20 protein-coding genes and 1 pseudogene are annotated in these 21,413 nt (G+C 59.1%); 16 read left to right on the forward strand and 5 right to left on the reverse strand.

Annotated features, from left to right (window positions below; genetic code table 11):
- Positions 1–36 precede the first annotated feature (36 nt).
- The 10 genes and pseudogenes from QPL94_RS18485 to QPL94_RS18530 all read left to right on the forward strand — a co-directional run bounded on the left by QPL94_RS18485 (position 37) and on the right by QPL94_RS18530 (position 9,130).
- Positions 37–729, forward strand: coding sequence for a YggS family pyridoxal phosphate-dependent enzyme (locus QPL94_RS18485; protein ID WP_285359407.1), 693 nt, complete (start codon positions 37–39; stop codon positions 727–729).
- Positions 730–812: 83 nt separating this feature from the next.
- Positions 813–1,646: a pyrroline-5-carboxylate reductase gene (proC, locus tag QPL94_RS18490; RefSeq protein WP_285359408.1), complete on the forward strand. Its 834-nt coding sequence runs from the start codon at positions 813–815 to the stop codon at positions 1,644–1,646.
- Positions 1,647–1,669: 23 nt separating this feature from the next.
- On the forward strand, positions 1,670–2,251 hold the full coding sequence (locus QPL94_RS18495) for a YggT family protein (RefSeq protein WP_285359409.1): 582 nt from the start codon (positions 1,670–1,672) through the stop codon (positions 2,249–2,251).
- Positions 2,252–2,495: 244 nt separating this feature from the next.
- A pseudogene (locus tag QPL94_RS21490) lies at positions 2,496–3,305 on the forward strand (dynamin family protein); the annotation flags it as partial.
- Between the two features lie 1,324 nt (positions 3,306–4,629).
- The gene (metX, locus tag QPL94_RS18505; RefSeq protein WP_285359411.1) at positions 4,630–5,778 is read left to right on the forward strand and encodes a homoserine O-succinyltransferase MetX; all 1,149 of its coding nucleotides are present in this window, start codon (positions 4,630–4,632) and stop codon (positions 5,776–5,778) included.
- Positions 5,775–6,377 (forward strand): methionine biosynthesis protein MetW, encoded by a 603-nt coding sequence (gene metW / locus QPL94_RS18510; RefSeq protein WP_137437097.1) that lies wholly within the window; start codon positions 5,775–5,777, stop codon positions 6,375–6,377. The genes metX and metW overlap by 4 nt, the downstream gene beginning before the upstream one ends.
- On the forward strand, positions 6,374–6,829 hold the full coding sequence (locus QPL94_RS18515) for a DUF4426 domain-containing protein (protein ID WP_285359412.1): 456 nt from the start codon (positions 6,374–6,376) through the stop codon (positions 6,827–6,829). The genes metW and QPL94_RS18515 overlap by 4 nt, the downstream gene beginning before the upstream one ends.
- Positions 6,829–7,440: an RdgB/HAM1 family non-canonical purine NTP pyrophosphatase gene (rdgB, locus tag QPL94_RS18520; protein WP_285359413.1), complete on the forward strand. Its 612-nt coding sequence runs from the start codon at positions 6,829–6,831 to the stop codon at positions 7,438–7,440. The genes QPL94_RS18515 and rdgB overlap by 1 nt, the downstream gene beginning before the upstream one ends.
- A gap of 2 nt (positions 7,441–7,442) precedes the next feature.
- Entirely contained in the window at positions 7,443–8,597 is a 1,155-nt protein-coding gene (gene hemW, locus QPL94_RS18525) for a radical SAM family heme chaperone HemW (protein WP_285359414.1), read from the forward strand.
- Positions 8,597–9,130: a hypothetical protein gene (locus QPL94_RS18530; protein WP_285359415.1), complete on the forward strand. Its 534-nt coding sequence runs from the start codon at positions 8,597–8,599 to the stop codon at positions 9,128–9,130. Before hemW ends, QPL94_RS18530 begins: the two co-directional genes overlap by 1 nt.
- 19 nt (positions 9,131–9,149) lie before the next feature.
- Here the strand turns inward: QPL94_RS18530 and trmB are convergent, their stop codons facing one another.
- The 3 genes from trmB to QPL94_RS18545 all read right to left on the reverse strand — a co-directional run bounded on the left by trmB (position 9,150) and on the right by QPL94_RS18545 (position 11,836).
- Positions 9,150–9,866: a tRNA (guanosine(46)-N7)-methyltransferase TrmB gene (gene trmB / locus QPL94_RS18535; RefSeq protein ID WP_285359416.1), complete on the reverse strand. Its 717-nt coding sequence runs from the start codon at positions 9,864–9,866 to the stop codon at positions 9,150–9,152.
- A gap of 132 nt (positions 9,867–9,998) precedes the next feature.
- Complete coding sequence (locus QPL94_RS18540) at positions 9,999–11,522, reverse strand: YifB family Mg chelatase-like AAA ATPase (RefSeq protein WP_285359417.1); 1,524 nt, start codon at positions 11,520–11,522, stop codon at positions 9,999–10,001.
- Positions 11,523–11,581: 59 nt separating this feature from the next.
- On the reverse strand, positions 11,582–11,836 hold the full coding sequence (locus QPL94_RS18545; protein ID WP_285359418.1) for an accessory factor UbiK family protein: 255 nt from the start codon (positions 11,834–11,836) through the stop codon (positions 11,582–11,584).
- A gap of 411 nt (positions 11,837–12,247) precedes the next feature.
- On the opposite strand from QPL94_RS18545, the gene glnK reads away from it, so the two are divergent.
- Together glnK and QPL94_RS18555 are read left to right on the forward strand one after the other, a co-directional pair.
- Positions 12,248–12,586, forward strand: a complete 339-nt coding sequence (gene glnK / locus QPL94_RS18550) for a P-II family nitrogen regulator (protein WP_004578958.1) — start codon at positions 12,248–12,250, stop codon at positions 12,584–12,586.
- A gap of 72 nt (positions 12,587–12,658) precedes the next feature.
- Positions 12,659–13,939: an ammonium transporter AmtB gene (locus tag QPL94_RS18555; protein ID WP_285359419.1), complete on the forward strand. Its 1,281-nt coding sequence runs from the start codon at positions 12,659–12,661 to the stop codon at positions 13,937–13,939.
- 275 nt (positions 13,940–14,214) lie between these two features.
- Here the strand turns inward: QPL94_RS18555 and speE are convergent, their stop codons facing one another.
- The gene (gene speE / locus QPL94_RS18560) at positions 14,215–15,096 is read right to left on the reverse strand and encodes a polyamine aminopropyltransferase (protein ID WP_285359420.1); all 882 of its coding nucleotides are present in this window, start codon (positions 15,094–15,096) and stop codon (positions 14,215–14,217) included.
- Between the two features lie 198 nt (positions 15,097–15,294).
- On the opposite strand from speE, the gene speA reads away from it, so the two are divergent.
- The 3 genes from speA to QPL94_RS18575 all read left to right on the forward strand — a co-directional run bounded on the left by speA (position 15,295) and on the right by QPL94_RS18575 (position 18,603).
- A complete protein-coding gene (gene speA, locus QPL94_RS18565) occupies positions 15,295–17,205 on the forward strand; it encodes a biosynthetic arginine decarboxylase (protein ID WP_285359421.1) in 1,911 nt (636 codons plus the stop codon).
- 157 nt (positions 17,206–17,362) lie between these two features.
- Complete coding sequence (locus QPL94_RS18570) at positions 17,363–17,962, forward strand: sigma-70 family RNA polymerase sigma factor (protein ID WP_137437086.1); 600 nt, start codon at positions 17,363–17,365, stop codon at positions 17,960–17,962.
- Entirely contained in the window at positions 17,959–18,603 is a 645-nt protein-coding gene (locus QPL94_RS18575; protein WP_285359422.1) for a ChrR family anti-sigma-E factor, read from the forward strand. Before QPL94_RS18570 ends, QPL94_RS18575 begins: the two co-directional genes overlap by 4 nt.
- 29 nt (positions 18,604–18,632) lie before the next feature.
- Here the strand turns inward: QPL94_RS18575 and QPL94_RS18580 are convergent, their stop codons facing one another.
- The gene (locus QPL94_RS18580) at positions 18,633–19,376 is read right to left on the reverse strand and encodes an SDR family oxidoreductase (RefSeq protein ID WP_285359423.1); all 744 of its coding nucleotides are present in this window, start codon (positions 19,374–19,376) and stop codon (positions 18,633–18,635) included.
- Positions 19,377–19,531: 155 nt separating this feature from the next.
- On the opposite strand from QPL94_RS18580, the gene QPL94_RS18585 reads away from it, so the two are divergent.
- Positions 19,532–21,307: an acyl-CoA dehydrogenase C-terminal domain-containing protein gene (locus tag QPL94_RS18585; protein WP_285359424.1), complete on the forward strand. Its 1,776-nt coding sequence runs from the start codon at positions 19,532–19,534 to the stop codon at positions 21,305–21,307.
- The last annotated feature ends 106 nt before the right edge of the window (positions 21,308–21,413 follow it).

The following is a 21,413-nucleotide window of genomic DNA, read 5'->3' on the forward strand; positions in this document are numbered from 1 at the left end:
GTATCAGTGACTGACCGGAGTCGGCGGATTCGCACAATGAGCAGCATAGCAGACAACATCGGGACCGTAACCCGACGCATACAAAAAGCAACATTGAAGGCCGGCCGCAAGGCGAACTCGGTGCGCCTGCTGGCTGTGAGCAAAAAACGGCCTGCGGAGGACCTTCGAACCGCCTTCGAGGCTGGCCAACGTGCCTTTGGTGAAAGCTATGTCCAGGAAGCGCTGGACAAGATGGAGGCCCTGGCTGATCTGGACGCGATCGAGTGGCATTTCATAGGCCCGATCCAGTCCAACAAGACGCGCCAGATTGCGGAAGCCTTTGACTGGGCTCACAGCGTCGACCGGCTCAAGATTGCCCACCGGCTGGATGAGCAGCGCGACAGCGCCCTGCCGCCGCTGAATATCTGCCTGCAGGTGAACATCAATAACGAAGCGTCCAAATCCGGCTGTTCGCTGGAGGATCTCACGGAGCTGGCAGACGCCATTGAGGAGATGCCCAATCTCTCGCTCCGGGGCCTGATGGCGATTCCTGACCCGGACCAGCCCGAAGCGGAATTGCGATCCAGCTTCCGCAAACTGGCCAACGCACTGAAAAAACTCCGGCAGGAAGCACCGGGCTCCGGCCCTCTGGACACCCTTTCCATGGGCATGTCCGACGACCTGGAAATGGCCATTGAAGAGGGCTCTACCTGGGTGAGGGTTGGAACCGCCCTGTTCGGCCCCCGGTAAGCGGAGGCTGACAGGCCCGGTTCCTGTTATCATCACCAGCAGATCGACAATTGACCACTACTGATCCAAAGGCGGAGTGAACCTTGAGCACATCACCAACGATTTCGTTTATCGGCGCCGGCAACATGGCCAGTGCCATTATCGGTGGCATGCTGGACAGCGGCTTCCAGGCCGCCAATATCTGGGTCAGCGCCCCCGATGACAATCACCTTCAGTCCATCCGCAAGCAGTTTGGCGTCAGCGTGACTACCGACAACCGCTACTGCGCCCAGCAGGCGGACATGGTGGTTCTTGCGGTGAAGCCACAGGTCATGGCGGATGTCTGTTCAGATATCGCCCCGGTGGTCCAGAATACCCGCCCGCTGATGGTCTCCATCGCGGCCGGGCTGGAAGCATCCACTCTGGACGAATGGCTTGGCGGCGGTCTCCCGCTGGTGCGGGTGATGCCGAATACACCCTCGCTGGTGGGCAAGGGGGCTGCCGGCCTCTACGCCAATGACCAGGTAAAGGACAAGCAGAAAGCCATGGTCGAGTCGGTCTTCAGCAGCATAGGCTCCGCGCTATGGGTCGACGAGGAGTCGCTCCTCCATGCAGTGACCGCACTATCGGGAAGTGGCCCCGCCTACTTCTTCCTGATGCTGGAAGCCCTTGAAGAAGCAGCAACCGACGCGGGCATCGCCAGCGAAACCGCCCGTGCCTTGGCCATCCAGACCATGGCCGGTGCTGCCGAAATGGCCGGACGTAGCGAACTCGACCCCGGCCAGCTCAAGCGCAATGTCATGTCCCCCGGTGGCACCACGGAACAGGCCATCCATACCTTTGAAGAGGGCGGCCTCAGGGACCTGGTGAAAAAAGCCTATTCCGCAGCCTATAAGCGCTCCGGGGAAATGGCCAAAGAACTTGCCAAGAAACAGTAACCGATAACGGGAGACACGGCTTCATGCTGGCTGACATTCTGATCACCATTCTGCTCATTGCCTCAACGTTTTACCTGACGATTGTGCTGCTGCGTTTCCTGCTGCAACTGGCAAGGGCCGATTTCTACAACCCGATCACCCAGTTCGCGGTGAAGGCCACCAATCCGTTGCTGCGGCCCCTGCGCCGATTCATCCCCGGATGGGGAGGTATCGACGGTGCCTCCCTGGTACTGGCTGTCATCATCCAGGCCATCACCTTTTTCCTGATCCTGTTTGCCATCAACGGCAGCATTCCGGCCATCAACCCGCTGACACTGCTGAGCTGGTCGATACTCAATGTGCTGGACCTGATCGTGAAAATCTACTTCTGGTCCGTCATCGCCGTTGTGGTGGTGAGCTGGATCGCCCCGCAAAGCAACCACCCTGCCATCCAGCTGGTGGCACAGATCACCGAGCCAGTAATGCGGCCCGTGCGTAGCGTGATGCCCTCTCTTGGTGGGCTGGATCTGTCACCCATTATCGTCTTCCTGATCCTCAATGTGATTTCAGTCGTGATCGATCACATGAAAATTGCCGCCGGCATGGGATCCATTGTCGGAATGTAGACTGCCTCCCAAAAACACAATCCGTTACACATACGGACAATAAAGCAACCTTCCCGTGCAGCTGATCCATCTCACTGAATCAGCTGCATTTTTTATGTATAATCCGTCGTTCTGCTGTACATACCCGTGACCGGCCTCGCAGAATTGCCCGGCAGGTGCGGTAACATTAGCTATATTTTCAACGCAGCTTTACCCAACCAAAAGCCAACGCAGTCGCCCGGAAGTCGAGCAGAAGGATGGTCCGATGAACAAGCAAGGTACCCTGTCGCAGCAGGTCGAGGCCTACCACGGCTGGAAGAAAGAGCTGATCAGACAGATCGGCCGTTATCGTTTGTGGCTTCAGGACAACAATCTGTTTTCGGATGATGTCAGCAACCGCATCCGCCACGGGCTGGAATTACTGATCGAAGACGAGCTCACCATTGCCTTTGTGGGAGAGTATTCCCGCGGGAAAACCGAACTGATCAACGCCCTCTTCTTCTCGGAATACGGTCAGCGCATGCTGCCCTCCCAGGCCGGCCGCACCACCATGTGCCCGACCGAGCTGTTTTTCGATCGTACCTCCAACAGCAATTATCTGCTCCTGCTTCCCATCGAAACCCGCACCGGCGAACTTTCTCTGCAGCAACTGCGCAAACAGCCGGAACGCTGGGTCAAACATGACCTGGACGAGCGCGACCCGGAAATCATGCGGGAAGTACTGGCAGAAGTGGCGCGGGTCAAGAGCGTCAGCCCCCAGGAGGCTCGCGGCCTCGGTTTTGATGAAGACATGCTGGAGCATGACCGCAACCGGCCCGGGAACGTACTGGTTCCGGCCTGGCGCAATGCCCAGATCAGCATCCGCCATCCGTTGTTCGAGCGTGGGCTGAGAATCCTGGACACGCCGGGCCTCAACGCACTGGGCTCCGAGCCGGAACTGACCATCAGCATGCTGCCCCGAGCCCACGCCATCATCTTCCTGCTCAGTGCCGACACCGGCGTTACCGCCAGTGACATGACCATCTGGAAGGAGCACATCGATACCGAGCATGCAGATCACCGTGCCGGACGCTTTGCGGTGCTGAACAAAATTGACGTGCTCTGGGACGACCTCCAGGGTGAGAAGCATACCCACGAAGCCATTGAACGGGTGCGGGGGTACACGGCAGACCACCTCGGCATGCGCCAACAGGACGTCATTCCGCTTTCTGCCAAGCAAGGTCTGCTGGCACGGGTGAAAGGCAACGAAGAACTGCTAGAGCGTTCGAATCTTGGCCAGCTGGAGCAGCTGATTATCCAGCGCATCCTGATGCACAAGGAACAGCTGATCACCCAGAGCCTGATCAACGATCTGCTGGGCATGCTGCAGAACAGCCAGGCTGCCATGCAGACCCGGCTCGACGCACTTGAGGAAGAACTGGAGGCCTGCTCCGGTGTCACCATGGACAAGGACGCGCTACGCCGCCTGGCCGACCGCGCCCAGCGGGATTACGATTTCTATTACAAGAAGCTGATCACCCTGCGGTCAAGCCGGCGGCTGATGGACTCCCAGGGCGATATGCTCAAGGGTCTGGTCAGTGAGGACCGATTCGAGGCCCACGCTGACAAAGTCCGCCAGAAGATGTCGAAAAGCTGGACCACCGCTGGCATGAACCACAGCATGGACCATTTTTTCGAATTGCTGGAAAGTGACCTGGCCAATCTCCTCAGCGAAGGCCACCTGGCGGAAAAAATGGTGGGTGCCATCTATCGCCGCTACAACGAAGACACCCGGGCCCGCCACCTGGAGCCGATCCCCTTGCGGGCGGGGCGCCACGTGATTGCCGTACGGGAGTTACGCAAGAAGGCCAAACGGTTCCGAATCAGCCCGAAAAACCTGCTGACGGAACAGTCTCTGCTGGTGCGCCGTTTTTTCAATGTCATCGTCGAGGAAGCCCGCACCCTTCACCAACGGGTAAGAGCTGATGTAGAGCGCTGGCCCGCGGAAGCACTCTTGCCCATCATGCAGTATTCCATGGAGCAGAAACAGTTGCTGGAACACCAGATCCGACGGCTGCGGGACATGGTGCGCAGTGATCGCGACAGCCGCGCCGAACGGGAACGACTGCAGAACACCATTACCGATCTGAAACGGCAGCTGGAACTGGCCGACGCCATGCAACGGCAGATCCGCAAACCGGCACCAACGATGATCCAGCAGAAGGTGGTCAACATTTCCGGCGCTGTCTGAGCAGCGCCGGAAACGGCGGTTGCAGCCGCGCGGGCCGGCCTTTAAACTGCTTGGCTGGCAATCAGCCGGCCATTCCATCGAGCCCACCGTCTTCCCGGGCTCTCCTGTGCGGCCATTGCCTCAATCTTGTTGCAGATAAACCGGACCGAATCAGGAACCTGTCGCGCCAATGCCCGATCCCTTGCCAACGGATTCTGTAGGGATAGTCACCCCTCAGACACTGCACTTCGATACGCCGATTACCCTGGCGTGCAACCGGACACTGGAAAGTTACGACCTGGTGATCGAGACCTATGGCGAACTCAACGCCGATGCCAGTAACGCGGTGCTTATCTGTCATGCCCTCAGCGGCCATCACCACGCGGCCGGCTACCATAGCAAGGAAGATCGCAAGCCCGGCTGGTGGGACAGCTGCATAGGCCCCGGCAAGCCCATCGACACCAACCGTTTTTTCGTTGTCAGCCTGAACAACCTGGGCGGCTGCCATGGCAGTACCGGGCCCGGCAGCACCAATCCACAGACCGGTCAACCCTATGGGCCCGATTTTCCCGTTATCACCGTTCGCGACTGGGTGCACAGCCAGGCCCTGCTGGCCGACCGGCTCGGTATCGAGTGCTGGGCCGCGGTGGTTGGCGGATCCCTGGGGGGCATGCAGGCCCTGCAGTGGAGCCTGGATTATCCTGACCGGCTGCGACACGCCGTAGTCATTGCATCAACCCCGCGCCTCAGCGCCCAGAACATTGCCTTCAACGAGGTGGCGAGGCAGGCCATCACGTCAGACCGGGAATTTCACGACGGCCGCTACTACGAGTACAACACCCTGCCCCGGCGGGGGCTGATGCTGGCACGGATGGTGGGCCACATTACCTACCTGTCCGACGCCTCCATGGGGGAAAAATTCGGCCGTGAGTTGCGGGACCAGGCCTACAAATTCGGCTACGACGCCGAATTTCAGGTGGAAAGCTACCTGCGCTACCAGGGCGAGCGGTTCTCGGAGTCGTTCGACGCCAACACCTATCTGCTGATGACCAAGGCACTGGACTATTTCGACCCCGCCTACGAACACGACAACGATCTGGCAAAAGCCCTGCGCGGCGCCTGCTGCGAATTCCTGGTACTGTCGTTCAGCACCGACTGGCGATTTACCCCGGCAAGGTCGGAAGAACTGGTGAACGCCATGATCTCTGCCCGTTGCAAGGTCAGTTACGCGGAAATAGACGCACCCTGGGGCCATGATGCCTTCCTGATACCCACCCCAAGATACACCGCCATCTTCGAGGCGTACATGGACCGTGTAGCGAGGGAGGCAGGGGCATGAGACCAGACCTGAAAATTATCGAGCAATGGATCAAACCGGGAAGCCACGTGCTTGACCTGGGTTGCGGCGACGGCACCCTGCTGGACTACCTGCAGCGGGAGAAACGGGCCACCGGCTTCGGGCTGGAAATCAATCAGGACCACATCACCACCTGCATGGGCCGTGGTGTATCAGTCATCGAACAGAATCTGGATACCCAGGGGCTTGGAAACTTCGAGGATCACACCTTCGACACCGTGCTCATGACCCAGGCACTGCAGGCCGTTCGCCGCCCGGACATGGTGCTTGATGAGATGATGCGGGTCGGTCGCGAAGGCATTGTAACCTTCCCCAACTTCGCCTACTGGAGACTGCGCTGGTACCTGATGCGTCGGGGCCGTATGCCCGAATCCGAAACTCTGCCGTATAAATGGTATAACACCCCCAACATCCATTTGTGCACCTTCAAGGACTTCGAGGCCTTGTGTTACCGCAAAGGCTTCCGCATCCTGACCCGTACGGTGGTGGATGGTGAGCATCAGGATCGCTGGCTCAGCCGCCTGTGGCCCAACATGTTGGGACAGATTGCCATATACCGGATAACCCGGGAGGATTCATGAACAGAATAATTCACGCCCACTGGTTTGCCATACTGTCACTGGCATGCCTGCTCCTGCTCTCTACCCAGACCCACGCCGGTTCAAAGGATTTCGGTGAATTCCAGGTGCACTGGAGCGTTTTTCCCAGCACCTTCCTGGCACCCGAGGTCGCCAGGGAGAACAACCTGAACCGCAGCAAAAGCATTGGAATCGTTAACATTTCCATAATGCGGGAAACCGAAAATGGCGGCCTGGAGCCAGTGTCAGGGCAAGTGGAAGGCAAGGTACTGAACGACGTGCAGCAGGTGAAATTTCTGGGGTTTCGCCGCATACAGGAAGGTAATGCCGTCTACTTCATCGCGGAATACCAGTACAGCAACGCTGAATTGATGACTTTTCAGATAACCGCAAGGCCCACTGGCAGTAAAGAGGATCTTCCCATTCGTTTCGCCCATACGCTGTTCAATGACTGATGACTGAGACCACAGACCGACTGGTTATAGCCAGCAATAACAAAGGCAAGATTGCCGAACTGGCGGAGCTGCTCAAACCCCTGGGACTAACGCCTGTCGCCCAGGGGACGCTGGGGGTCGGCGAGGCGGAAGAGCCGGCCGTCACCTTTGTGGAAAATGCCATCCTCAAAGCAAGGCATGCGGCCCGCGTCACCGGCTTACCCGCCCTGGCGGACGATTCCGGGCTTGCGGTTGACGCACTCGGTGGCCAGCCGGGTGTTCGCTCGGCGCGCTATGCGGGCGAGTCTGCCAGTGACGACGATAACGTTCGTGCCCTGTTGTCGGCCCTGGAAGGAATCCCTGAAGAGCAACGAACCGCCCAGTTCCACTGCGTACTGGTCTACCTGCGCCATGCCGATGATCCAACGCCGGTCATCTGCCATGGCCGCTGGCCAGGGAAGATACTGGATCAACCCAGAGGGGAAGGCGGTTTTGGTTATGACCCGGTATTTCTGGTACCGGAAACAGGAACCAGTGCCGCGGAACTGTCCCGTGAAGACAAAGGCCGGATAAGTCACCGTGGACGGGCACTGGCCCAGCTCCTGGAACAGCTGGGCGCCGGGGCAGAGTGACCATGGAGCTGCCGGATGACTGGCGGAACAGCGCACTACCCCCACTAAGCCTGTACATTCACGTTCCCTGGTGCGTGAAAAAGTGCCCCTATTGTGATTTCAACTCTCACGCGCTGACCGGCGACATCCCTGAGGACCGCTACCTGAAAGCCATCATGGAGGATCTCGCCAGCGACCTGGCACTGGTTCAGGGCCGCAGCATCCAGACGGTGTTCATCGGCGGTGGCACGCCGTCACTGATGTCATCGAACTTCTATGAAAGCCTGTTCCGCCAGCTACGCGAACACCTCCGCTTCGACGATGATGTCGAAATTACCCTGGAGGCCAACCCGGGAACGGTTGAGCAACGCCGGTTCCATGGCTTTCGGGCAGCAGGAATCAACCGCCTGTCCATCGGCATTCAGAGTTTCAATGCGCAGCGCCTGAAAGACCTGGGGCGCATCCACGATGACAAGGCCGCGCACAAAGCCATTGAGGCGGCCCGTAACGCCGGCTTCGACAATTTCAACCTCGACCTGATGCATGGATTGCCAGGCCAGACACCGGAGCAGGCCATTACCGACCTGGAAACGGCCCTGGCGTGGGAGCCTCCGCACCTGTCCTGGTACCAGTTGACCCTGGAGCCCAATACTGAATTCTTCAGCCGCCCCCCGCCACTGCCGGACGAGGACCACCTGTGGGAGATCTATCGCCAGGGCTCGGAATACCTGCACCAACAGGGTTTCGCAGATTATGAGGTGTCAGCCTGGAGTCGGGCGGGGATGGCATCCCGCCATAACCTGAATTACTGGATGTTTGGGGACTACCTGGCCCTTGGTGCCGGAGCTCACGGCAAAATCACCCTGCGCAACGGTGAAATAAGGCGATTCTGGAAAACACGGCAACCCGAGGCCTACCTGAAGCGGATTGGCAGCCGAACCGCCGGCAACCAGGTGGTCGAGCCTGACGAGCGGCCTCTGGAATTTCTGATGAACGCCTTGCGCCTGACGTCCGGAGTACCGGAAAACCTGTTCACAGAACGTACAGGTTTACCATTGAGCACAGTTGCGGTAAAACTTCAGGAATTAAGAACGGAAAATCTGCTGAAACCGGGACGAATTCAGACGACAGAACTCGGACAGCGATACCTGAACAGCGTGCTGGAGCGCTTTCTCTGATGTCATTGCCGCGTCTTCTGACCCTGCTTCCCCAAAGGCTCAACCTGAGCCTGTTGGCAACAGCGGCCCTGCTGCTTATTCTGGTACTCGTCAACCAGCCGCTGCGGACTGGCTCGGCGCCCCAGGGCATCGTCAGCTTCCAGATGGCAGCGACGGCAGACCAGTCCATGGCCATCATCCGGAGCTGGCGCGAGGGTGGCCTGGTATGGGCCCATGTTTCCCTGTGGCTGGATTTCCTGTTCGTCCCGGCTTACCTGTTCACACTGATTCTTCTGACCAACCACCTGACCCGGGACCGACCGGGCGTTCGGGAGCGCAACGTGGCGCGCTGGGTCAAAGCGCTGTTCGTGGCTGCCGGCACCGGTGATATGGCGGAAAACATCCTGCTGCTGAACAACATGGACCCGCCTACGGATATGCTCAGTCTGTCGGCAACCGTGTGCGCGCTGATCAAGTTTACCGGGCTCATGCTGGGCGCGGCAGGACTGGTGATCATCCGGGCTGCCAGGCGCCACCCGCTGGCCCACGGATAACGCCGCCGGAATCAGACGCCTAGTTTGTGCGGTAGAACACCAGGTCACAGACCCCGTGTCCCAGGTTTTCACCGCGCTTCTCGAACTTGGTCACCGGACGATCCTCGGGACGCGGGGAATACTGGCCCGGCTCCTGAGTGTTGGCGAAGCCTTCCGACTCACTCATGATTTCCATCATGTATTCCGCGTAGTTCTCCCAGTCCGTCGCCAGGTGCAGGATACCGCCCACCCGGAGCTTGTGGCGCAGGCGTTGAACGAAATCATGCTGGATCAGCCGGCGCTTGTGATGCCGCTTCTTGTGCCAGGGATCCGGGAAAAACACCATCACCCGGTCCAGGGCGGCATCGGGCAGGCACAGGTCAATCACGTCGTTGGCATCGATAGCGTAGATCCGGACGTTCTCCAGCCCCCTGTCTTCAATCTCCTTCAACAGGGCACCCACACCCGGAAGATGCACCTCGACACCGATAAAGTCCTGCTCCGGCGCCGCTTCCGCCATATCGGCGAGGGATTTGCCCATGCCAAATCCGATCTCAAGATTCAGCATATTGTCCCGGCCGAACACCTGGCGCGGGTCGATCATGCCCTGCTCACGGGTCAGGCCGTACTTGGGCCAGCTGCGCTCGTAGGCCTTCTTCTGGCCTTCGGTCATTCGCCCCTGACGCAACACGAAACTGCGCACGCCACGGCGTGTGGTAACAGGTGAATCGCCGGAAACATCATCGTGATCGGTCATCTGACGTCCTCAACCGCCCTTTCGCGGTGCCTCTTCAATGGGTTATATCGACAGTTTACCAGAGTGACTTGCTGCAGACGCCACTATACAGCCAGGTATTTGTGCCCGTCAGCCCCTGTTAAGCCCGACCCTCTATACCGAGACCTGCGCATTCCTGGTCTGCTGCCGGTCCAGCTTGCGATAGCCCAGAGCCTCCACCAGGTGACCATTGCCGATACGCTCCTGACCTTCCAGGTCAGCGAGGGTTCGCGCCACCCGAAGAATGCGGTGCAAGGCCCGGGCAGACAGGCCCAGGCGCTCCATCGCCGCGGACAACATGGTTTCACCAGCCTGGTCCACCCGGCAGTAGTGGTGTAGCTCACTGCCGCCCAGGGCGCTATTGACCGCACCCCGTTGAACCTGCCGCTGCCGGGCCTGATTGACACGCTCACGCACCACGGCGCTCGACTCCCCCTCCCCTTCGCGCTGCATCAGCACCTCACCACTTTGCACCGGCACTTCCACATGCAGATCGAAGCGGTCCAGCAACGGCCCGGAAATCTTTGCCCGATAGCGGAGCACCTGTTGTGGCGTACACTGGCACTCGATCGAGGGATGCCCCAGGTAACCGCAGGGGCACGGGTTCATGGCCGCCACCACCTGAAACCGGGCGGGAAAAGTCACCTGCCTCGCGGCACGGCTGATGGCAATCTCGCCGGACTCCATGGGCTCCCGCAGCACTTCCAGCACCCGGCGCCCAAACTCCGGCAGTTCGTCCAGAAACAATACGCCACGGTGCGCCAGTGAGATTTCACCAGGCCGCGGACTACTGCCCCCACCCACCATGGCAACGGATGAGGCGGTGTGATGCGGTGACCGGTAAGGTGGCCGGCACCAGTCCTCGTCCTGAACCGGCAACCCGGCCACCGAGTGGATACTGGCCACCTCCAGGGCGGACTCCGTGGTCAAGGGGGGCAGAATGCCGGGCAGACGGCTGGCGAGCATGCTCTTCCCGGTACCCGGGGGGCCAAACATCAGCAGGTTATGCCCGCCCGCCGCCGCTATCTCCAGCGCCCTGCGCGGAACGTTCTGGCCCCGGACATCGGCCAGGTCCGGACCGGGCCTGGCACTCTGCTCTGCCACTGCAGCCGGAACCGGAGAAATACGGGCCCGATCACACAGGTGCTCACACACTGTCAGCAGATGGGCTGCTGGCAACACGTCGTCCTGGCTGGCAAGCGCGGCTTCGGCGGCATTGGCCTGGGGAATCAGCAACTGGCGTCCTTCTTTACGGGCCGCCAACACGGCAGGGAGCACCCCCTTCAGGGGGCGCAGCGCACCATCAAGGGACAACTCGCCCACACACTCGTATGTCGCAAGGCTTTCCGCCGGAATCTGTCCGGAAGCGGCGAGGATGCCCAGGGCAATGGGGAGGTCGAAGCGGCCACCCTCCTTGGGCAAATCAGCGGGAGCCAGGTTGATTGTGATTCTGCGGGCGGGAAAGTCGAAGCCGGCATTGAGCAACGCGCTACGGACACGCTCCCTGCTTTCACGAACGCCGGTTTCCGGCAGCCCGACAATGGAAAGTGCCGGCAGGCCGCCGGACAGGTGGACTTCAACAGTAACGGATGGCGCGGATACGCCAATGCTGGCGCGGGTATGGACGACGGCAAACATGACAACCTTCCATGGTTATGGGTATTGGCGGCTCAGCCGCCTGACGGGCTTCCTGCCTGTCAGCTGTTCGGGGGCTGCTGCTCCAGCTCGGCCACACGCTTTTCCAGCGCCTCGACCTTTTCACGGGTTTTCATCAGGACCGCCTGCTGGGCATCAAATTCGTCACGGGTTACCAGCTCAAGGCGCGACAGCACGGTCATTACCGTCGCCCGGGCCTGGGCTTCGAAGTCCTCACGGGCGGCACGGGCCATATCGGGAACAAACTGGCCGAACTGACCCTGAAGCTGGGTAAAGAAATCCTGTGGACCTTTCACAAATCACCTCGCTGGCTTGAACACTTATAAGCTCTGTTGAACTCTCCAGAACCCGTCCGGAACTGGCACCGGTACGAAGGTCGGAAGTGTAACACATTGCCTGCCCTGCCATACTGTACCCTATCGGCAGTATAATGCCGCTGAGGCAGCTTTTAATGATTGCACCTGACTTGTGCATCATTATGGTTCGCTTCCGACAGGCCAGCCCCGAAATGGTGCAGCCTGACGGTCCATTTTGGATCAGCATATACTCAAGATACTGATATTATTGTTATTTTTTGCGTTGGCACACACGATGCTAAAAGCCTTGTACGCAATCCGCACAATTGGTGTGCGAGGTGGCAGCATCCCGACCTCAACAACGGACCGAAGAGTTCCAGGCGTTGAGACGGCTTTACCAAGGAGAAAGCAATGAAACTTGTGACAGCGATCATCAAGCCTTTCAAGTTGGATGATGTCCGTGAGGCACTATCCGAGATTGGCGTACAAGGCGTAACGGTCACTGAAGTCAAAGGCTTCGGTCGCCAGAAGGGTCATACCGAACTCTACCGTGGCGCAGAATACGTGGTGGACTTTCTGCCCAAGGTCAAGGTTGAAGTTGCTATCGGCGACAACCTGCTGGACCAGGTCATCGAATCCATCACCAAGGCCGCCAACACCGGAAAAATCGGCGACGGCAAAATTTTCGTGACCGAACTGGAACAGGCTATCCGGATACGGACCGGGGAAACCGGCGAAGAAGCGGTCTGATTACAGCCTGATCAACCAGACAGCCAACGCAAAAAACTTATAACCTGAAAAGCCTCGTGCGGAGGGCTTCACATGGAAAGCAATCTTAATTATATCTTTGAACTCCAGTATGCGCTGGATACCTTTTACTTCCTGATTTGCGGTGCCCTGGTCATGTGGATGGCCGCGGGTTTCTCGATGCTCGAGGCAGGCCTGGTGCGTGCCAAGAACACCACTGAAATCCTGACCAAGAACGTCTCCCTGTTTGCAGTAGCCTGTACCATGTATCTGATCGTCGGCTACGACATCATGTACGATGGCGGACTCTTCCTCAGTGGCGTTACCACTGTCGCGCAAATGGACGACGCGGCCATTGCCGGAGTCCTTGCAGCTTCCAATGAAGCCGGTTTCGGCGAGATGGGTGAATACGCAGGCGCTTCGGACTTCTTCTTCCAGGTGGTTTTTGTTGCCACAGCCATGTCCATTGTTTCCGGTGCCGTCGCTGAGCGCATGAAGCTCTGGGCCTTCCTGGCATTCGCCGTGGTTATGTGCGGCTTTATCTACCCGATGCAGGGTTCCTGGACCTGGAACGGCGATGCTGTTTTCGGCATCTACGAGCTCAGCTACAGCGATTACGCCGGCTCCGGTATCGTGCACATGGCTGGTGCTGCTGCTGCCCTGGCTGGTGTTCTGCTGCTGGGCCCCCGTCAAGGCAAATACGGCTCAAAGGGCCAGATCAATGCCTTCCCGGGCGCAAACCTGCCGCTGGCAACTCTCGGTACCTTTATCCTGTGGATGGGCTGGTTCGGCTTTAACGGCGGCTCTACCCTGAAGCTGGGTGGTATCGGTGTGGCCAACGAGGTTGCCAACGTGTTCCTGAACACCAACGCAGCGGCAGCCGGCGGCCTGATCGGCGCACTGATCGTCGCCCGCATCATGTTCGGCAAGGCTGACCTGACCATGGCCCTGAACGGTGCCCTGGCCGGTCTGGTAGCCATCACGGCTGAGCCTGCTGATCCTTCGCCCCTGCTGGCGACCATCATCGGCGCTATCGGCGGCATCGTTGTGGTGTTCTCGATTGTCACACTCGACAAGATGCGTATTGATGATCCGGTCGGTGCTATCTCGGTGCACGGTGTGGTTGGCATCTGGGGTATCTTCGCGGTGCTGTTGTCCGACGCGGATGCGACCTTTATGGGTCAGCTGGTCGGACTGCTCACCATCTTCGTCTGGGTCTTCGGCACCAGCCTGATTGTCTGGGGCATCCTCAAGGCGGTCATGGGTATCCGGGTTACCGAAGAGGAAGAGTACGAAGGCGTGGATCTGTCCGAGTGCGGCATGGAAGCCTATCCGGAGTTTGTCAGCAGCAAGTAATATTGGCTGACACTGGATCAAAAGAGGGGCGCCTGCGGGCGCCCCTCTTTTTGGTTCGGAGTTAACGGTTCTTGGAGGTGACGGAAGCGGGCAGGGCCTTCCGGGATACGCGGTGAATACGTCCCTGTACGCTCGACAAAAACATCCATGTTTTTGACGATCCCGGAAGGCCCTGCCCGCTTCCTCGCCAACCTCGGAGTTTACCTCCCGTAGTTGGTCCTCGTAGGTCGGATTAGGCGAAGCCGTAATCCGACAACCCCACTCCCAGCTAACGCTTACCTTTCGCTCGACATAACCTCATCTTCCAACACATCCACCATAAACTGGGGCAAAGCCAACGCCCCCCGATGGATATCAGCGTTGTAATAACGAGTCACAAACGGCCGCTGATCGGCATCTTCTTCACGGAAGTACACAACAGGCTTCTCCTTCCCCGCCATGGTGCAACTCCACCACCCGGTGGGATACACCGGCTGCGGGAACGGCAGGGTACGCACATGGTCGAACCCGGCCTTTTTCATGTCATCGTGGATGGTCTTGATGATGGTGTTGGTATGCAGCAGCGGCGACTCGCTCTGTTGGACGATGATGCCACCCTCACGCAGCGCAATCATGCAGTCGCGGTAGAAATCCAGCGCGAACAGGCCCTCGGCAGGGCCTACCGGGTCGGTGCTGTCGATGATAATGACATCGAGGCTTTCAGGCACCGCGTCACGAATCCACTGGATGCCGTCACCGAAGAAGAAGTTGGCGCGGGGGTCGGTGTTGGATTCGCACAGTTCGGGGAAGTACTGTTCCGAAAGGCGGGTGACGCGCTCGTCGATTTCCACCTGCCAGGCTTCTTCCACACCCGGGTGTTTAAGGACTTCTTTAAGAGTGCCGCAGTCACCACCGCCGACGATAACGACCTTCTTCGGGTCCTTGTGGGTGAACAGGGCCGGATGGGTCATCATTTCGTGGTACAGAAAGTTGTCACGGCTGGTCAGCATCACGCAGCCGTCCAGCACCATCAGGTTGCCGAAGGTTTCGGTTTCCCAGATTTCCAGCTTCTGGAATTCGGTCTGTTCTTCGTGCAGCTTCTTCTTTACCTGCAGGGAAAATGCGGTTCCCTGGTCCTGGAATACCTCGGTAAACCAGCCGTCGTTCAGTGCAGTCATTTCGTGTCTCCGGAGTTACTTGTCGAGCCTGTTCGTATTGAGGGTATTGTAGGTGGGGAGTTGCCACACCTAAAGGACTATCATCGCGTCGGGCCATGGTTTTTCCCGCGCGGTTCTTTCAGCAGGCCGGTGGAATCCATACAATGACGGCCATAAGCCGGCACCGTGCCGGCTCCGGATTCAGCACAGGACAGCTCCATGAGTGAACCGACCGGCAGTGCCGCCCACGAGGTGTACAACATCGCCCACTGGAGTGATGGTTATATCGATGTGAATGCCCGCGGTGAGGTGCTGATCCGGCCGGACCGGGGCCAAAGTGGTGAGGACATCAACCTGCCCGACCTGACCCGCTCACTGGTCAGCAACGGGGTGCAATTGCCGGTGCTGATCCGTTTCACCGACATCCTCCACGACCGGGTCAACAAGCTGTGTGGTGCCTTCAACAAAGTGGCGCAGGAACAGGGCTACCAGGGCGCTTACACGGCCGTCTATCCCATCAAGGTGAACCAGCAGCGGCGAGTGGTCGAGGAACTGCTATGTGCAGAGCCGGCTGCCAGGGATAACCAGATCGGTCTTGAAGCGGGCAGCAAGCCGGAACTGATGGCGGTTCTGGCGTTATCTCAGCAGCCCGGGTCGGTCATCGTCTGCAACGGGTACAAGGACCGGGAATACATCCGTCTGGCACTGATCGGACAAAAGCTGGGACACCGGGTGTTTATCGTGGTGGAGAAACAGTCCGAGCTGCCGCTGATTCTGGAGCAGGCCCGCCGTCTCGGAGTGACACCGTTGATTGGTGTTCGTGCACGACTGGCCACCATCGGAAAGGGGAACTGGCAGAATACCGGCGGGGAAAAGTCGAAATTCGGTCTTTCCGCCAGCCAGGTGCTGGATGTGGTTGAAACACTGCGCGGAGCCGGAGCTTTGGGATCCCTGCAGTTGCTGCATTTCCACCTGGGTTCGCAGATTGCCAACATCCGCGACATCCAGACCGGGCTGCGGGAATGTGCGCGCTTCTACAGCGAATTGCGCCAGATGGGTGCGCCGGTTGGCACGGTGGATATCGGCGGGGGCCTTGGTGTGGATTATGAAGGCACCCGGTCCCGCAGCAGTTGCTCCATGAACTACAGCGTGCAGGAGTATGCCTACAACGTGATCCATATACTGCAGTCGGAGTGCGACCGGGCTGGCATCCCCCATCCCAACCTGATCAGCGAATCGGGCCGGGCGTTGACGGCTCACCATTCGGTGCTGGTCACCAACGTGATTGACCGCGAGGTGCCCGACAAGCGCAGGCCGGAGCAACCGGTCAGTGATGCTCCGGCGCCGCTTCAGGACCTGTGGCGGGATCTGGAGAGCCTTCAGGATGCACGCTCCCCCCGCTCGCTGGCGGAGATTTACCACGACGTACTCCATGCCATGGCGGACGTCCACACGCAGTTTGCTCATGGTCTGTTGTCGTTGGCCGATCGCGCCAGGGCAGAAACGCTCTACACCACCTGTTGCCGGGCACTCCGGAACCAGCTGAACTCCGATAATCGCGCGCACCGGGAGATTATTGATGAGCTCAATGAGAAATTGGCGGAGAAGCTGTTTGTGAACTTCTCACTGTTCCAGTCGCTGCCGGATGTCTGGGGCATCGACCAGATTTTCCCGATCATGCCCATCAACGGGCTCAATCGCCCCCTGACCCGGCGTGCGGTTATCCAGGACATTACCTGTGACTCCGACGGGCGCATCGACCGCTACGTGGACGGCCAGGGTATTGAAACTACCTTCCCGCTACCGGAAGAGACGCCGGAGGAACCCATGCTGATGGGCTTTTTCATGACCGGTGCCTACCAGGAAATCCTCGGCGACATGCACAACCTGTTCGGCGACACCCACTCGGTGGATGTGCGACGCAACGCCGGCGGCGGCCACACCGTGAGCGAGCCGATCCACGGCGATACCGTGGCCAGGGTACTGCAGTACGTTAACTTTGAACCCGCTGCCCTGCTGCGGGCCTATCAGCAGAAGTTTGCCGCCAGCGGGCTGCCGGATGACGAACAGGCCAGCCTGCTGGAAGAGCTTGGCAGCGGTCTTGAGGGCTACACCTACCTGGAGGAATAACGGACTCCCGCCAACGAAAAATAATTCACGAAAAACAGACCCGGGCTGATCCGGCTGTCTGCCCGCCCCGTACATATCGTGACTGACAAACCCGGGGCGAGTGCATAGAATGATGAACAGAACAATTTCTAATCATGCGACAGTCAAGGAGCGTCCGGTGACCACACTGGATCAGAAGCCGGCACGGGCCGAGGGCCGCAAGGACCCCTGGAGCCAGATGCTGGAGAAGGTGGGCAAGAACCAGGACCGTCAGGCCTATCATGCCCTGTTCGAGCATTTTGGCCCGCAGATCAAGTACTACGCCATGGCTAACGGCCTGGCGAGTCATGCCGAAGAGCTGGTCCAGGAAGTGTTCGTGTCCATCTGGCGTCGTTCGTGTCTCTATGACTGGCGCAAGGCTGCCGCATCCACCTGGATCTTCACCATCGCACGTAATCAGCGCATCGACATGCTGCGCAAGATGAAGCGCACCAGCGCAGAGATGCCGGTCGAGACCGAAGATCTGTGGCAGATTCCCGGCGAAAACGATGATGAGCCGGTTACATCACTGCATCGCCTGATGTCCGAGCGTCGGGTGAGAGAATCTCTCAGCCAACTCCCGGAAGAACAGATCACCGTTATTGCCAAGGTTTACATGGAAAGCAAGTCACACCAGATGGTGGCCGACGAGCTTAATATACCGTTGGGTACCGTAAAAAGCCGGGTTCGCCTGGCATTGAACAAACTGAAAGTGATATTGCAGGACCAGAACGTATGACACGGCATCACCCAGACACGTTAACTCTGATGGAATACAGCGCGGGCAACCTCAGTGAGCCCCACGCGTTGTGCATTCGCCTTCATCTGGATCAGTGCCCTCACTGCCGCAGCCGCGTTGATACGCTCGACAGCCTGGGTGCGGTGATGATGGAAAGTCAGCCCCAGGTGGGTGTGTCATCGGACATGTTTGACTCCATCCTGTCGCGTATCGACAGCGAGCCGGACATGACCGAAAAGTACATCCAGACCCAGGCCAAACGCATGAGCCCGCTCCAGAAACTGTTGGGCGATAACCTGAACGACCTGCCCTGGAAGCGTCAACTGGGCGATGTCAGCGTACTGGACATCAGCGAACGGTTCCCGGGCCAGAGCGAGCAGGTTGTATTGCAGAAGCTGGCCGCTGGCGGCAAGGCCCCGGTTCACACCCACCGCGGCGACGAAACCACCATCGTGCTCCAGGGAGCCTTTGCAGACCAGAAAGGTGTGTTCAATCAGTGGGACTTTGTCGTTCTCAACCAGGAAGATGAACACAAGCCTGTCGCCGTTGGCTGTGAAGATTGCATTACGCTGTCGGTATTGAGTGCGCCGGTCAAACTCACCGGCACTTTCACCCGGTTGCTGAACCCCTTTATACGGTGAGACGGTTCGCCGTCTCAACGCTTTCCCCGTCACCATGGAATAGCGGAACCATCCCAACTCAGGAAGGTTCCGCTGTCGTTCTCTGTTAAACCCTCTGCCACATCCAGGATGTTTTCCGCCGTTTCTCCCGGCTCGTAAACCTGTAGCTGCGCCAGTGAACGGGCAAAAGGCCTGCTCAGTGGCGACAATGTGGTTCCCGGATGCACGGCTACACAGGCCAGCGGACGGTATTTCCTGGGCAATTCAATGGACAGGTTGCGCACCAACATATTGAGCGCTGCCTTGGAGCTTCGGTAGGCATACCAGCCACCAAACCCATTATCGGTTATGGAACCAACCTTGGCAGATACCGCCACTATACGTTTGAAGCGCCGATGACGAAGCCAGGGAGAGATGGCCTGAACCAGCATGGCAAAACCGGTGGCGTTCACCGAAAAAGCATGGGCGAAGGCCTCTGCATCCAGATCCTCCAGTCGCTTTTCCGGAGTCATTCCCGGACCATGCAGTATCCCCGCGGCATAGATCAAGGTGTCCAGTCCCGCCTCTTCCGGCACAACCTCCTTGAGCTTTTCTGCTGCTGTCCGGGCGCTGTCTTTTTCAGCTGCGTCCCACGGAATCAGTGAGACCCGGCCTGACTGCCCGTCGCTGAAAGCAACCGATGATGGATTGCGGCACAGCCCCACCACCGAAACCCGGGAATCCCGTTCCAACAGTCGTTCGGCCAGGGCGTGGCCAATAGCGCCGGATATTCCGGCAATCAACACCTGCTTCATGGCAACTCCCAGCCAGCATTCCGTCTATCAAGTGAAACTATGGGATAAATACGAATATTTACGGCTTCAGACCGGTCGCTGCAGTGAACCGAAGATTAAAACGGGCGTATGAATACAGGCGTTGACACCACTTGCTGCATTGAGGAGAGACTTCCATGCAATACCAGGCCCCGGCGAATGACCTTCGCTTTTTGCTGTTTGATGTCCTTGGCGCTGACAAGCTCCATGAACTGGAAAAGTACGCAGACGCCACCCCTGACCTGATTTCGGCAGTCATCGACGAGGCCGGAAAACTGGCAGCGGAAGTGATCCAGCCCACCAATCAGGTCGGTGACCGCCAGGGCTGCCAGTACAACCCGGAAACCCATGACGTTACTACTCCGGATGGCTTCCGCGAGGCCTACACCAAATTCGTCGAGGGCGGCTGGACGGCACTGGACGCACCACTGCAATACGGCGGTCAGGGTCTGCCCCATACCCTGAAGTTCGTGGTGGATGAGATGGTGTGTTCCACCAACCTGTCCCTGGGTATGTACCCGGGCCTGACCCACGGGGCCATCAGCGCCCTTTTTGCCCATGGTTCCGACGAACTGAAAGACACCTACCTGGAAAAGCTCATCTCCGGCCAGTGGACCGGCACCATGTGCCTGACCGAACCCCAGTGCGGTACCGACCTGGGACTGATCCGTACCCGCGCCACTCCCAATGATGATGGCTCCTATTCGATCGAAGGCACCAAGATCTGGATCACCGGTGGCGAACATGACCTGGTGGACAACATTGTGCACCTGGTACTGGCCAAGCTCCCCGGCGCGCCGGACACCACCAAGGGTATATCCCTGTTCGTGGTGCCCAAGGTGCTGCCGGATTCCGGCGAGCGCAACCCCGCCTTCTGCGGTGGCCTGGAACACAAGATGGGCATCAAGGGATCTGCCACCTGCGTGATGAACTTCGAGGGTGCCAAAGGCTGGCTGGTAGGCGAGCCCAATGACGGCATGCGCGCCATGTTCACCATGATGAACGAAGCCCGCCTGATGGTGGGCATGCAGGGCCTGGGACTGGCTGAGATGGCCTACCAGGAAAGCCTGGGCTTTGCCCGCGAGCGTCTGCAGAGCCGCTCCCTGAGTGGTCCCAGGAACCCGGACGGCCCGGCGGACCCGATCATCGTGCACCCGGACGTGCGCCGCATGCTGATGCGCCAGAAGGTGCTCAATGAAGGCATGCGGGCCCTGGCCCTGTTTACTGGCCTCAAGCTGGACCTGTCGGTAGCCCACGGTGACGAGGCGGTTCGCGAATCGGCGGATGACCTTGTTCAGCTGTTGACCCCGGTGGTGAAATCCTTCCTCACCGACGAAGGCTTCAACAACGCCAACACCGGCCTGCAGGTGCTGGGCGGCTCCGGCTTCACCACTGACTGGCCGCTGGAGCAGCTGGTACGGGATGGCCGTATCGCCCGCATCTATGAAGGCACCAATGGCATCCAGGCGATGGACCTTGTGGGCCGCAAGCTCAGCCTCAAGGGCGGTCAGCTGGTACGCACCCTGTTTGCGGAACTGACCGGCTACCTCACGGAAAACCCGGAAGCGCCGCACCGGGAGGAGCTGAAGGGTGCCATAAAGTCGCTGGAGTCGGCCACGATGTGGATCGCCAGCCATGCTCCCAAGGATCCGGAGCAGGCCGGAGCGGCCGCAACGCCTTACCTGCGCCTGATGGCGCTGACCGTCATCGCCTACCTCTGGTCCCGCATGGCAGGCGTGGCGCGGGCGCAGCTGGATGCCGGCGAAGGCAACAAACCGCTCCTGGAAGGCAAACTGGTCTCGGCCCGCTTTTACTTCGAGAAGCTACTGCCGGAGATCCAGTGGCTACCGCAGGACATCGAGAGCGGAAAGGGGTCGCTCATGGCCTTCGAGGACGATCACTGGGCGGCGTGAGCGGCTTTTCAGGCCAACCCAGAAACTATGGCCGGAAATGACTGATATTTGTCAAGCACTGACCTTCCGGACAGCACGCTTATAAACGATACTGAATACGTTGATT

Origin of the sequence: Marinobacter sp. SS13-12, from assembly GCF_030227115.1 — a bacterium.
Taxonomy (GTDB): Bacteria; Pseudomonadota; Gammaproteobacteria; order Pseudomonadales; family Oleiphilaceae; genus Marinobacter.

Excerpts from the sequence above, each read along its gene's own strand:
- hemW (WP_285359414.1), top strand. The coding sequence starts at position 7,443 with ATGGAGCTGCCGGATGACTGGCGGAACAGCGCACTACCCCCACTAAGC.
- trmB (WP_285359416.1), bottom strand. The coding sequence starts at position 9,866 with ATGACCGATCACGATGATGTTTCCGGCGATTCACCTGTTACCACACGC.
- glnK (WP_004578958.1), top strand. The coding sequence starts at position 12,248 with ATGAAACTTGTGACAGCGATCATCAAGCCTTTCAAGTTGGATGATGTC.
- rdgB (WP_285359413.1), top strand. The coding sequence starts at position 6,829 with ATGACTGAGACCACAGACCGACTGGTTATAGCCAGCAATAACAAAGGC.
- QPL94_RS18515 (WP_285359412.1), top strand. The coding sequence starts at position 6,374 with ATGAACAGAATAATTCACGCCCACTGGTTTGCCATACTGTCACTGGCA.
- QPL94_RS18530 (WP_285359415.1), top strand. The coding sequence starts at position 8,597 with ATGTCATTGCCGCGTCTTCTGACCCTGCTTCCCCAAAGGCTCAACCTG.
- QPL94_RS18575 (WP_285359422.1), top strand. The coding sequence starts at position 17,959 with ATGACACGGCATCACCCAGACACGTTAACTCTGATGGAATACAGCGCG.
- metW (WP_137437097.1), top strand. The coding sequence starts at position 5,775 with ATGAGACCAGACCTGAAAATTATCGAGCAATGGATCAAACCGGGAAGC.
- speA (WP_285359421.1), top strand. The coding sequence starts at position 15,295 with ATGAGTGAACCGACCGGCAGTGCCGCCCACGAGGTGTACAACATCGCC.
- QPL94_RS18555 (WP_285359419.1), top strand. The coding sequence starts at position 12,659 with ATGGAAAGCAATCTTAATTATATCTTTGAACTCCAGTATGCGCTGGAT.
- QPL94_RS18585 (WP_285359424.1), top strand. The coding sequence starts at position 19,532 with ATGCAATACCAGGCCCCGGCGAATGACCTTCGCTTTTTGCTGTTTGAT.
- QPL94_RS18540 (WP_285359417.1), bottom strand. The coding sequence starts at position 11,522 with ATGTTTGCCGTCGTCCATACCCGCGCCAGCATTGGCGTATCCGCGCCA.
- QPL94_RS18495 (WP_285359409.1), top strand. The coding sequence starts at position 1,670 with ATGCTGGCTGACATTCTGATCACCATTCTGCTCATTGCCTCAACGTTT.
- metX (WP_285359411.1), top strand. The coding sequence starts at position 4,630 with ATGCCCGATCCCTTGCCAACGGATTCTGTAGGGATAGTCACCCCTCAG.
- QPL94_RS18485 (WP_285359407.1), top strand. The coding sequence starts at position 37 with ATGAGCAGCATAGCAGACAACATCGGGACCGTAACCCGACGCATACAA.
- speE (WP_285359420.1), bottom strand. The coding sequence starts at position 15,096 with ATGACTGCACTGAACGACGGCTGGTTTACCGAGGTATTCCAGGACCAG.
- QPL94_RS18580 (WP_285359423.1), bottom strand. The coding sequence starts at position 19,376 with ATGAAGCAGGTGTTGATTGCCGGAATATCCGGCGCTATTGGCCACGCC.